Here is an 11,486-nt window from a genome sequence, read left to right as displayed (position 1 = left end):
ACCCGCGGCACGGGGAATTCGTTCGGGACGTGAAGGGCGCATTGGTGGGAACCAACACTGGCTCGATGACGCGAGCTGTTGTGCGGCTCATGATTTTGTTCGCCGTGGCGGCGCTCGCCGCCTGCTCGAGCGCGCCCACAATTCCTCCGCCTTCAGAAGTGCCGTTGTCGAAGGAGACGCTCGGGCTCCTTGCGAAGAAAGGCATGCAGGCCGGCTCGCCGGTTTTCGTGCGGATCTTCAAGGAAGAATCCGAGCTTGAGGTTTGGAAGCAGCGCGACGATGGGCGCTTCTATCACTTCCGGACTTATCCCATTTGCAATTGGTCGGGCGCGATCGGCCCCAAGCAAAGCACGGGCGACCGGCAAGCGCCGGAGGGCTTCTATTCCATCACGCCCACTTTGATGAACCCGAATTCGAAATACTATCTGTCGTTCAATCTCGGCTATCCGAATGCCTTCGATCGCTCGTGGGGCCGCACGGGCGATTCCGTCATGGTGCACGGCAGCTGCCGTTCCGCCGGCTGCTATGCGATGACAGACGCGCTGATGGAAGAGATCTACGGACTGACGCGCGAAGCCCTGAAGGCTGGCCAACCGAGCTTCCAGCTGCATGCCTATCCGTTCCGGATGACGGACGCCCGGATGGCCCGCGAAAAGTCGAACCAATGGTACGGCTTCTGGAAAACCATGAAGCAGGGCTACGATTACTTCGAAAAATATCGCATTCCGCCGAGCGTGGCAGTTTGTGAGCGCCGCTATGTCGTCGATGCTGTTCCGCGCAGCCGCCCGGATGCCTCAGGGCGTTGTCCGGCGTTCGACCGGCCGTTCGTCACGGCCTTTACGCCGCTGCCCGAGCCCGCTCAGATGGATGTCGCAAGCGGCAACAAGCTGAAGGGCATTACGAACCCCGACAACGAACCCTCGCTTGCCGATATCAAGGTGGCGAAGCAGCAGCAGTCGCAATCATCAATGGCGGCTTCATCGCCAATTTCGAACGCGAACTGATCCGTCGGCCCGCGGTCGATTGATTGACAACGCACAACGAGACTGGGTCCAAGTTGCGACAGCCACGACGAGGCCGAATTGGACGGATCCTGGGCTTGGGCTCAGTTCTGGTGGCGCTTGCTGTGGTGGCGTTCATTTCCGTGCCGGTTTGGCTGCCGAAATTGCCGGGCGGCGATGCGTCTCTGATCAAATACGAGCGGGAAATACGAAGGCTCCGCTGGGATTTCGGCCTGCCGATGCCAAGCGAGCCGGATCTCGCGAATCTTCCGGAGCGTCTCAAGAGTGCTGGCGTCGCCGAGGGTGCGCCCGTGCTGATCCGGATCTTCAAGAGTGAGTTCGAACTTGAGCTTTGGATGCAGCGCGACGGCGTATACCGACTTTTCGCGACGTATCCGATATGCCGCTGGTCGGGCGTCCTGGGACCGAAGCTGCAACAGGGCGACGGCCAAGCGCCGGAAGGCTTCTACACGGTCGATTCCTCGGCTCTCAATCCGAACAGCCGCTGGTATCGCTCGTTCAATCTCGGCTACCCGAATGCCTTCGACCGTGCGCATGGCCGCACTGGTTCGCTGATCATGGTACACGGCGGCTGCGCGTCCATCGGCTGCTTTGCGATGACGAACGCGCAGATGCAGGAAATTTGGCAGCTCGTCACCGGGGCGCTCTCCGGCGGGCAAAAACGCTTTCAGGTTCAGGTCTTTCCGTTCCGAATGAGCCCGGATCGGATGGCGAAGCACGCGAACAGCCCTCAGATCGATTTCTGGAAGACGCTCAAGGCCGGCAACGATCTGTTCGAGGCCAGCAAGCTGCCTCCGAAGGTGGCCGTTTGCGGCGGCAAATATCAGTTCGAACCGGGCCAAAAGGGCTCCGTCGGGGCTGATTCGATCGACGACAAGTGCACAAGCGAGGGCGCCAAAAGTTAACCGTATACAGAAGCGCTTCTGGCCCTAAGTGTTGGCGAAAAGTCACTTCGAATCGGGTATCAGAGCGATAATGTTCGGGTCGCGAAAGATAGGTACCGGTCGCAGGTCCATGGTGTCGTACGGTTCAACGCGTCTGAAGCTCGTCGGGGCGATGATCCTCAGTCTCGTCGTGATCAGTCACGTCGCAACTGACCGAGCGAACGCGCTGACGATCGAACTCAAAGACGTTGCCGCCGATCGCGTCGAACGTCAGCGTGCTGCTGCGACCGGCGCGCTTCCGCTTCCCGGAACGCCCGATGTGGCGGTGCTACAGCAGCGCTTGCGGGAGAAGGGCGTGACGCTGGCGTCGCCCATCCTCATCCGCATCTTCAAGGCCGAATCCGAACTCGAGATCTGGAAGCAGAAGGATGACGGTTTCATCCTCTTCGCGACCTATCCGATCTGCCACTGGTCGGGCACACTCGGGCCGAAACTTCGCGACGGTGACCGGCAAGCCCCGGAAGGCTACTACACGGTGACGCGTGCGCAGGCCCGCCATGCCGGCCGATGGCCCGTTTCACTCGACATCGGCTATCCGAACATCCTCGACCAGTCACAGGCGCGGACGGGTTCCGACATCCTCATCCATGGCGGATGTTCGTCAGTCGGTTGCTTCGCGATGACGAATCCGGTTTCCGAAGAGATCCATCAGCTGACGATCGCCGCGATCGATGCGGGAGAGCAGAGAGTGCCGGTGCACATTCTGCCGTTCCGCATGACGGACGAAAATATGGTGGCGCAGAGTGCGTCGCCGTGGGCGCCGTTCTGGAACAATCTCAAGGAAGGGTATGACCTTTTCGAGCGGACGAAGCGACCTCCGGTGATTGGGGCTTGCACCGGCCGCTACATTTTCCAAGAAGCGCGAGCGCGAGAACTCCCCGGCCAGATCGACGCCTGCGGGCCGACGATCGCGTCGATCCGCGAGCAAGAGCAATGGCTCGCCAATGTTCCCCCGCCTTCGCCTTTCTCACCCAAGTCTGCGACGCAAACGGCTTCATCGAAAACGGCGCCAATACCGCAGATTCAGACGAGCCTCGAAAGCGATCCGCCGCCGCCGATGTTTTCGTGGCGCCTCATTCGCTAACCTCCTCGACCGCTTAAAAATTTCATCTCGCCATCCTACGTAGCTCAGCAGTTCTGGGGCGACAGCGTTGTGCTTGCCTCGCGCCGTCACGGTTGCGATAAAAACGCGAAATCACGGATTGAGGATCAAATGGCCGAGAAAACTTTCATTAAGCGCATCGAGATCGGGGCTGAAAACTGGCTGTTCGCCTCGCGCTGGCTTCTCGCGCCGTTCTATTTTGGCCTAGCGCTGTCGCTCATCATTCTCTTGATCAAGTTCATGATGGAGCTGTCGCACCTCGCGGTCGGTGCGTTTACGTCGACTGAATCCGACGTGATCCTAGGCCTGCTGACGCTCGTCGATTTGACGCTCACGGGATCGCTGCTCATCATCGTCATCTTCTCCGGCTACGAAAACTTCGTTTCGAAGATGGACCATTCGCCCGATGACGATCGTCCGGCGTGGATGGGAACGATCGACTTCTCGGCACTGAAGCTCAAGATGCTTTCGTCGATCGTCGCGATTTCCGCCGTGCAGCTTCTGCGTCAGTTCATGTCGCTCGGCACTGTGACGCCGGAGCGCGAGAAAGAGCTGATGTGGCTCGTCATCATCCACGTCGTGTTCGTCGTATCGAGCGTGCTTCTGGCGCTCTCCGACCGGATCGCCAGTGGAGGACACGATGAACCGGCGACGGACGCGAAGAAGTCCGGCGGACACTAACTCTCCGAAACGGCATGAGAAGATTTGGGATCGGCGCTTTGCTTTAGAGGCGCCGATCATTGGCCCAGCGTCGAACTCAACTCAGCCACAAGACACAAACAAGTAAGGCGCCTTTCGGCGCCTCAATTGCTGCATTGCTGTTTCCGCGGTCAATCCATCTTGCCGTGGCAGTGCTTGTATTTCTTGCCTGAGCCGCACGGGCAAAGCGCGTTGCGCGATACGCGGCCCCAGGTTGCGGGATCTTTCGGATCGATCCCACCGTCGTTCTTGCGGCTCTGAAGCGGTGCGCGCCTTTCGGGCTCGGGGCCCGCCACGCGGCGTGCACGAGCCCCTGCAATCGCAGCGTCCGCCATCGCCAGCTCGGGATCACGCTCGAACTCGTCGAAGCCCGTCGTCGCGTCGACGTGATGGGCTTCCATCGGCGGCAGATCGACGGGCTGAAGCGCGGGCTGATCCTCGGGCGGGGCCAGTTCGACGTGCATCAGCTGGCCTGTCACGTTCTCGCGCAGGCGTCCGAGCATGTTCTCGAAGAGGATGAACGCTTCGGATTTATATTCATTCAGCGGATCGCGCTGGCCGTAGGCGCGGAAGCCGATGACCTGACGCAAATGTTCGAGCGTTACGAGATGCTCGCGCCAGAGGTGATCGAGCGTCTGGAGCAGAACCATCTTCTCGATCTGGCGATAGAGCTCCGTGCCAAGCTCGTTCGACTTGGCTTCGGCCTTGGCGTCGACAGCCGTCTTGATACGGTCCCTGATCTCTTCGTCGGCGATGCCTTCTTCGGCTGCCCAGGCGTCAATCGGAAGTTCGAGCGCGAAGACATTGCTGATCTCGCCGGCAAGACCCTTCGTGTCCCACTGCTCGGCATAGGCCGCCGGCGGAATGAAGCGCGTCACGTACTCGTCGATGAGTTCGTTGCGAAGCTCGACGACCGTTTCGGACACGTCTTCCTGGCCCATGATGTCGAGCCGCTGCTCGAAGATGACCTTGCGCTGGTCATTCATCACGTCGTCGTATTTCAGGATCTGCTTGCGGATATCGAAGTTGCGCTGCTCGACCTTCTTCTGTGCGGTCTCCAGCGACTTGTTCATCCACGGGTGCGTGATCGCTTCGCCTTCCTTGAGGCCGAGCGTCTGCAGCACCTTGTCCATGCGCTCGGAACCGAAGATGCGCATCAGGTCGTCATCGAGCGCCAGATAGAACTTGGAGCGTCCCGGGTCGCCCTGACGGCCGGAACGGCCGCGCAGCTGATTGTCGATGCGCCTGCTTTCATGGCGTTCGGTCGCAAGCACATAGAGGCCGCCGGCTTCGAGCGCCTTCTTCTTGTTGGCGGCGACGTCAGTGACAAGCTCGGCGCGCTTGGTGCTGATTGCGGATTCGTCCGGAGGCGTTCCCTTCGCGGTTTCGTCGGCGATCCAATCGCGCAGACGGAACTCGGCGTTGCCGCCCAGCTGAATGTCCGTACCGCGGCCTGCCATGTTGGTGGCGATCGTCACGGCTCCGGGCTGGCCAGCCTGCGCTACGATGCTCGCTTCCTGCTCGTGGTAGCGCGCGTTCAACACCTGATGCGGGATCGGGTCGCCCTTACCCTTCGCTGCCGTTGCGAACTTTGTCAGAAGCGCGGCCATGTCGGTCAGATGCTTGCGAAGCTCTTCTTCCTTGCCCGGCTTGATGGCAGCGGCCTGTTCTTCGAGCTGCTTGGCGAGTTCCTTGAAATATTTGTGGTCCTTCAGAAGCTCGGAGAGTTGCTCAGACTTCTCGATTGAGGTGGTGCCGACGAGGATCGGCTGTCCGCGATCCTTGGCTTCCGCGATGGACTGCACGATGGCGGCAAGCTTCTCGCGCTGCGTGCGGTAGATCTCATCGTCCTCATCGATACGGCTGACCGAAAGATTGGTCGGGATGTCGATGACGTCGAGCCCGTAGATGTCCATGAACTCGCTGGCTTCCGTCATCGCCGTCCCGGTCATGCCGGCAAGCTTCTTGTAGAGACGGAAGTAGTTCTGGAATGTGATCGAGGCCAGCGTCTGGTTCTCAGGCTGGATCTCGACTTTCTCTTTGGCTTCGAGCGCCTGATGCAGACCTTCCGAGTACCGGCGGCCCGGCATCATGCGGCCGGTAAACTCGTCGATGATGACGACCTGTCCGCCTTTGACGATGTAATCCTTGTCGCGCTGGAAGAGCTTGTGAGCCTTCAGCGCCTGCGTCAGGTGATGGACGATCGTGACGTTGTCGATGTCGTAGAGCGTGCCTTTCAGGAGGCCTGCCTCTTCGAGCGCGCGTTCCATTTTTTCGTTACCGGCTTCGGTGAACGAAACCTGGCGCTGCTTCTCGTCGAGTTCGAAATCTTCGGGCGTGACGATCTTCATCAGCTCGTCGATCTGCTGATAGAGATCGGCGCGGTCGTCCAGAGGGCCGGAGATGATCAACGGCGTGCGCGCTTCGTCGATGAGGATCGAGTCCACTTCGTCGACGATCGCGTAAATGTGCGGCCGCTGCACCATCTCGGTGTAGTTCATCTTCATATTATCGCGGAGATAATCGAAGCCGAGCTCGTTGTTCGTGCCGTAGGTCACGTCGCAGGCGTAAGCGATCTTGCGGGCCTCGTCGCTCATGTCGTGAACGATGCAGCCGACGGTCAGGCCGAGGAAGCGGTAGACTTGGCCCATCCAATCGGCGTCGCGCTTCGCCAGGTAGTCGTTGACGGTAACGACGTGGACGCCTTTGCCGGTCAGCGCGTTCAAGTAAACGGGAAGCGTGGCGACGAGCGTTTTACCTTCGCCCGTCTTCATCTCGGCGATGTCGCCCTGATGGAGAACCATGCCGCCGATGAGCTGGACGTCGAAGTGGCGCTGGCCGAGCGTTCTCTTTGCCGCTTCGCGAACGGTCGCGAAGGCGGGGACGAGCAGATCGTCGAGCGATTTGCCATCGTTCAGTTGCTGGCGGAACTGTTCAGTGCGCGCCCGAAGCTCTTCGTCGGACAAATCCTGCAGCTCAGGTTCGAGCGCGTTGATGGCCGCGACGCGAGACCGAAAGCCTCTCACTCTCCTCTCGTTCGAGGAACCGAAAATCTTCGAAGCGAGATTACCGAACGAGAGCATATTTTAGATCCGTCCTACAGATTCGTATTGAGCCACGCCCTCGGCGCGGCCGGTTCAGTTTCCTGTCGCCGGGCAGCGTTAAGCAAAAAATGCGCGGCACGGGACATGCCCAGCCACGCCTGCGTCAACGTTCCCTCGGCGCTGCGAATTGCGCGGTCGACACGGGCTTTAATACCCGACGCGATTAGCGGCAGACATAAGAACTCGCCCCCCTAACTGTCAATGTTATGCGGCATATGCCGAGTTAAGAGATTTTCTCATCCTGGCCAAGAATTAACTTGGTTTTCGTGCCTTGGCCCGCTATCGAAACGCGCTTGCTGGCCGCCCGCGTCCGGTGTCGCCGTCGTGCCCAAACAGGCCTAGAGACTGCCGTCTCAAGACCCTCAACCCCAATGCGGAGCCGACGCTGATGAAGCGCATCCCCCTTATTCTCATGACATTCGCGCTGGCAGGCTTTGCCGCACCTCTCACAGCGTTTGCCGACGACAAGGTCGTCGCCACGATCGATGGCAAGCCCATAACGGAAGGCGATCTTGCGGTTGCGGAGAGCGAAATCGGCTCCGACATGGGCACAATGCCGCCGGAGCAGAAGCGCACGTCCCTTCTCGAATTCCTCATCGACAACCAGCTTTTTGCGGAAGCCGCCGAAGCCGAAAAGCTGAATCAGGGCGCCGACTTCGAAACGCGCCTCAACTATTTGAAACGGCGCGCACTTCGCGAGTTGTACTTCGACAAGGTCATCAAGGCTTCCGTCAGCGATGCCGACGCGCGCAAGATCTATGATGATCAGGTCAAGCTTTTGAAGCCTGAGGAAGAAGTATCGGCCCGGCATATTCTGGTCGCGACAGAAGACGAAGCCAAGGCCTTGAAGGAAAAGCTCGACAAGGGCGCCGACTTTGCTCAGCTCGCCAAAGAAAACTCCAAGGATCCTGGGTCCAAGGATGATGGCGGCAACCTCGGTTACTTCGGCCACGGGCAGATGGTGCCGCAGTTTGAAGAAATCGTGTTCAAGCTGAAGAAGGGTGAAGTTTCCGACCCGGTGAAGACGCAGTTCGGCTGGCACCTCGTGAAGCTGGAAGATCGCCGCACCAAGCAGCCGCCGGCCTTCGACATCGTCAAGGACCGTATCGTTCAGTCGTTGCTTCTGCAGAAAGCACAGCAGACGGCTGTTGGGCTGCGCGGTAAGGCGAAAATCGAGATCGTCGATCCGGAGATCAAGAAGACGGTCGATGCTCGCAATGCGTTGATCCAGAGCCAGTCGAAGCCTGCAGCCGCTGAACCGGCGAAGGAAGCTCCGAAGGACGCGCCGGCGGAAGCGCCGAAGCCCTAAGCTTCGCCTTTTCAGTTCCAGCCGCAAAGTTCCTGCTCGGGCCGCTTGATTATGGCGGCCCGATCTGTTTCAGGGAGCCACTTAGCCTCGCCGGAGATCAATTATGGGCAAAGTCCCGAACGTTTCGCCGTTTGCACCCAAGACGCTCGCAACGCTGCCCATCATCGACGGCGTCGCGTTCGCGACCGCCGAAGCCGGCATTCGCTACAAGAATCGCACTGACCTGCTGCTTGCCGTGCTCGATGAGGGAACGTCTGTCGCCGGCGTTCTCACCCAGTCGAAGACGGCATCCGCTCCGGTGCTTGCCTGCCGTAAACACCTGAAAAAGGGCGAGGCACGAGCGCTCGTCGTCAATTCCGGCAATGCCAACGCCTTCACAGGCAAAAAGGGCAGCGACGCGGTGGACGTCACGGTTGCACATGCCGTTGAGGCGGTCGGATGCAAACCGCATGAGGTGTTCGTGGCTTCGACCGGCGTCATCGGCGAACCTCTCGACGCCGAAAAGTTCGCGCATCTACTCAGCGGCCTCGCCAAAGAGGTTGAGCCCAACGCCTTCGAAAAGGCGGCGCGGGCGATCATGACGACGGACACCTATCCGAAGCTCGCGACGCGGACGGCGCTGATCGGCGATGTCGCGGTCACGATCAATGGCTTCTGCAAGGGCGCCGGCATGATCGCGCCCGACATGGCCACGATGCTGTGCTTCATCTTCACCGACGCCGCGATCTCATCCGATGCGTTGCAGGAGCTTCTGGCCGAGCACGCCGAGACGACGTTCAACTGCATGACGGTCGACGGCGATACGTCGACCAGCGATACCTGCCTTATGTTCGCGACGGGTAAAGCCGAGGCTCGCGGGCAAAAGCCCATCACGAAGGCCAAGTCGAAGAAGCTCCAGGCATTCTCCGAGGCTCTTTACGACCTGATGCGCGATCTCGCGATCCAGGTCGCGAAGGACGGCGAGGGTTTGACGAAATTTGTCACTTTCGAAGTCGGCGGCGCCAAATCGTGGGCTGCGGCGCGGGCGATCGCGCTTTCCTGCGCCAATTCACCCATTCTCAAGACGGCGATTGCCGGAGAAGATCCGAATTGGGGACGCGTCGTGATGGCCGTCGGCAAGTCAGGTGAAGCTGCGGACCGCGACAGGCTTTCGATCTGGTTTGGTCCCTATTGCGTCGCGCGGGACGGGGAGCGCGCCGAGGATTACGACGAGAAGACGGTAGCCGCCTATATGAAGAACTCCGAAATCCTCATTCGGGTCGATGTCGGAGTTGGCAAATCGGGCGCACGGGTTTGGACCTGCGACCTCACGCATGAATACGTGTCGATCAATGCCGATTACCGGAGCTGAAGAGCTGAGGGTTCATGGATAAGGCGTTCTGGCACGAGCGTTGGCAGAACCGCGAAATCGGATTTCACCAGCAGCGAATCCATTCGCAGCTTTTGCGCTTTTGGCCGAAGCTCGGGTTGCCGCAACAAAGCGCGGTCTTCGTTCCGCTTGCGGGGAAAAGCCGCGACATGGTCTGGCTCGCGACGCAAGGGCATCGCGTGATCGGGGTCGAACTGTCGGACGTTGCCGTGCGTGAATTTTTCGAGGAAGGCGGGCAAGTGCCGGACCGCACCTCGGCGGGCGCGTTCGAGATTTCGTCGGCTGGCCCGTTCGAGCTTTATTGCGGCGATTTTTTCGAGATGTCTTCCGACGTCCTGAAGGATGTCGTTGCCGTCTACGACCGCGCCGCGCTGATTGCGTTGCCGCCTGGAATGCGCGCCCATTACGTCGAGACTCTCGCGCGCATCGTGCCGCGTGAGGCGATCATCTTTCTTATCGCCATCGATTATCCCGAGGGCGAAATCACGGGTCCGCCATTTGCCGTTTCGCCGGATGAGGTTCGCCGTATTTACGGGGGATTATTCAAGATCGAGGTGCTCGATAGCCGCGATGGACTTGCCGAAAGCGAGAACCTGCGGAAACGGGGCGTGACGCGTCTCGAAGAAACGGCCTATCTGCTTCGGCGGCGCTCATGAAACCGCTGCTGCTCGTCGCTGCCGTCGCGCTCATCGATGACGACAAGCGGGTGCTGATCGCCCAGCGCCCGGAAGGCAAGTCCATGGCCGGTCTCTGGGAATTTCCCGGCGGCAAAGTGGAGACGGGTGAAACGCCCGAGGATGCTCTTTGCCGCGAACTCAAAGAAGAACTCGACATCGAGCTTTGCCGGACGTGCCTTGCGCCGTTCAACTTCGCCAGCCACGCGTATGAGAAATTCCATCTGCTGATGCCGCTCTACATTTGCCGGACGTGGGACGGCGAGATCAGACCCCGTGAGGGGCAGACCGTGAAATGGGTCCGGGCTCTCGATCTCAACCGCTATCCGATGCCGCCCGCCGACGAGCCGCTCATTCCTTGGCTGAGGGATCTGTTGAGCGAGGCTTCAGTACATCTTTGAGGCTGACTTCGGCCGATCCAGGCCGCAGCGGCTTCTGCTGGCTTTCGTGGGGTACCCAGCCTGTCAGCGTGACGATTTCGAACGTCGCCGGAATGCGGCCGCCGGGAAGACCGAAGCGCTCCTGATAGATTTGCGCCGCCCGGAGCAGGAGGCTGCGCGTCACCGGTGTTCGGCGGCGTTCGGTCAGCGGATTGCTCGCCGCCATGGCCTTTATTTCCTGCATTAGCGCCAGCGGCGACGCGTAGGTTACCTCGATCACGTCGTTGTCGGCGACCGGCAGGGCAAACCCTGCGCGCTGGAGAAGTCCGCCGAGTTCGCGCACATCGGCAAACGGCGCAACTCGCGGGGAGGCGCCGCCTAGGACCTCATCCTCCGCAAGGATCCAGGCTTCCCTCAATTCCTTCAGGGTCTCGCCGCCGAGCAGGGCGCCGAGAAAAAGGCCGTCGGGCTTCAAGGCGCGATTGATCTGGATGAGCGCACCCGGCAGGTCGTTGACGAGGTGCAGCGAGAGACCGGACACGACGAGATCGAGGCTGGCCGCCGCGAACGGCAGCGCCTCGTCATCGGCGACAACTTTGAGGCCCGGTGCCCGCGCGAGGCTCGCGAGGGATGGTTCGACGTCGATGATGGTTCCGATCGAGGGAAGCTGCCGCAGCCGCTCAGCCACGAGCCCGTGATAGGCGCCGAGGCTAAGCCCAAGCGGAAAATTCCGGCGCACGAGGGAAAGCCGGTCCGCGAAATCTTCGGCGACCCGCTCCAGCAGGAAGTCCGGAAGGTTTTCACCGCCGGTTGCATTAGCGACGCGGTCACGGCGGGTTCTAATAAATTTGCGGTCGAAAATCCGCGGTGCGCCGGGCATCTG

At 60.3% G+C, this 11,486-nt stretch carries 10 protein-coding genes; 8 read left to right on the top strand and 2 right to left on the bottom strand.

Annotated elements, in window-relative coordinates:
* Nucleotides 1-44: 44 nt before the first annotated feature.
* The 4 genes from G359_RS02490 to G359_RS02475 all read left to right on the top strand — a co-directional run bounded on the left by G359_RS02490 (nt 45) and on the right by G359_RS02475 (nt 3,749).
* On the top strand, nt 45-1,004 hold the full coding sequence (locus G359_RS02490) for a L,D-transpeptidase family protein (protein ID WP_156150642.1): 960 nt from the start codon (nt 45-47) through the stop codon (nt 1,002-1,004).
* 95 nt (nt 1,005-1,099) lie between these two features.
* Complete coding sequence (locus tag G359_RS02485; RefSeq protein WP_245279903.1) at nt 1,100-1,927, top strand: L,D-transpeptidase family protein; 828 nt, start codon at nt 1,100-1,102, stop codon at nt 1,925-1,927.
* Between the two features lie 109 nt (nt 1,928-2,036).
* Nucleotides 2,037-3,050 (top strand): L,D-transpeptidase family protein, encoded by a 1,014-nt coding sequence (locus G359_RS02480; RefSeq protein ID WP_045834847.1) that lies wholly within the window; start codon nt 2,037-2,039, stop codon nt 3,048-3,050.
* A gap of 129 nt (nt 3,051-3,179) precedes the next feature.
* Nucleotides 3,180-3,749, top strand: a complete 570-nt coding sequence (locus G359_RS02475) for a TIGR00645 family protein (RefSeq protein ID WP_045834846.1) — start codon at nt 3,180-3,182, stop codon at nt 3,747-3,749.
* Nucleotides 3,750-3,898: 149 nt separating this feature from the next.
* On the opposite strand, the gene secA is transcribed toward G359_RS02475, so the two are convergent.
* Nucleotides 3,899-6,850 carry a preprotein translocase subunit SecA gene (gene secA, locus G359_RS02470; RefSeq protein WP_045834845.1) on the bottom strand — a complete coding sequence of 984 codons (2,952 nt, stop codon included), beginning with the start codon at nt 6,848-6,850 and terminating at the stop codon, nt 3,899-3,901.
* A gap of 409 nt (nt 6,851-7,259) precedes the next feature.
* On the opposite strand from secA, the gene G359_RS02465 reads away from it, so the two are divergent.
* The 4 genes from G359_RS02465 (at nt 7,260) to mutT (ending at nt 10,624) form a co-directional block, all read left to right on the top strand.
* A complete protein-coding gene (locus G359_RS02465) occupies nt 7,260-8,180 on the top strand; it encodes a peptidylprolyl isomerase (protein ID WP_045834844.1) in 921 nt (306 codons plus the stop codon).
* A 103-nt stretch (nt 8,181-8,283) separates the two neighbouring features.
* On the top strand, nt 8,284-9,531 hold the full coding sequence (gene argJ, locus G359_RS02460; protein WP_045834843.1) for a bifunctional glutamate N-acetyltransferase/amino-acid acetyltransferase ArgJ: 1,248 nt from the start codon (nt 8,284-8,286) through the stop codon (nt 9,529-9,531).
* A gap of 14 nt (nt 9,532-9,545) precedes the next feature.
* On the top strand, nt 9,546-10,205 hold the full coding sequence (locus tag G359_RS02455; protein ID WP_045834842.1) for a thiopurine S-methyltransferase: 660 nt from the start codon (nt 9,546-9,548) through the stop codon (nt 10,203-10,205).
* Entirely contained in the window at nt 10,202-10,624 is a 423-nt protein-coding gene (gene mutT / locus G359_RS02450) for an 8-oxo-dGTP diphosphatase MutT (RefSeq protein ID WP_045834841.1), read from the top strand. The genes G359_RS02455 and mutT overlap by 4 nt, the downstream gene beginning before the upstream one ends.
* Here the strand turns inward: mutT and G359_RS02445 are convergent.
* A complete protein-coding gene (locus G359_RS02445) occupies nt 10,575-11,483 on the bottom strand; it encodes a methyltransferase domain-containing protein (protein WP_045834840.1) in 909 nt (302 codons plus the stop codon). The two genes, mutT and G359_RS02445, sit on opposite strands and share 50 nt — an antisense overlap.
* Nucleotides 11,484-11,486: the final 3 nt, after the last annotated feature.

This window comes from Hyphomicrobium sp. 99, from assembly GCF_000384335.2.
In the GTDB taxonomy this organism is placed as follows: domain Bacteria; phylum Pseudomonadota; class Alphaproteobacteria; order Rhizobiales; family Hyphomicrobiaceae; genus Hyphomicrobium_B.
This window is presented reverse-complemented; position numbering and strand designations above follow the sequence as displayed.

What these genes read in the sequence shown, in the direction of transcription:
- G359_RS02480 (WP_045834847.1), top strand. Translation starts at nt 2,037, where the DNA reads ATGGTGTCGTACGGTTCAACGCGTCTGAAGCTCGTCGGGGCGATGATC.
- G359_RS02475 (WP_045834846.1), top strand. Translation starts at nt 3,180, where the DNA reads ATGGCCGAGAAAACTTTCATTAAGCGCATCGAGATCGGGGCTGAAAAC.
- secA (WP_045834845.1), bottom strand. Translation starts at nt 6,850, where the DNA reads ATGCTCTCGTTCGGTAATCTCGCTTCGAAGATTTTCGGTTCCTCGAAC.
- G359_RS02465 (WP_045834844.1), top strand. Translation starts at nt 7,260, where the DNA reads ATGAAGCGCATCCCCCTTATTCTCATGACATTCGCGCTGGCAGGCTTT.
- argJ (WP_045834843.1), top strand. Translation starts at nt 8,284, where the DNA reads ATGGGCAAAGTCCCGAACGTTTCGCCGTTTGCACCCAAGACGCTCGCA.
- G359_RS02455 (WP_045834842.1), top strand. Translation starts at nt 9,546, where the DNA reads ATGGATAAGGCGTTCTGGCACGAGCGTTGGCAGAACCGCGAAATCGGA.
- mutT (WP_045834841.1), top strand. Translation starts at nt 10,202, where the DNA reads ATGAAACCGCTGCTGCTCGTCGCTGCCGTCGCGCTCATCGATGACGAC.
- G359_RS02445 (WP_045834840.1), bottom strand. Translation starts at nt 11,483, where the DNA reads ATGCCCGGCGCACCGCGGATTTTCGACCGCAAATTTATTAGAACCCGC.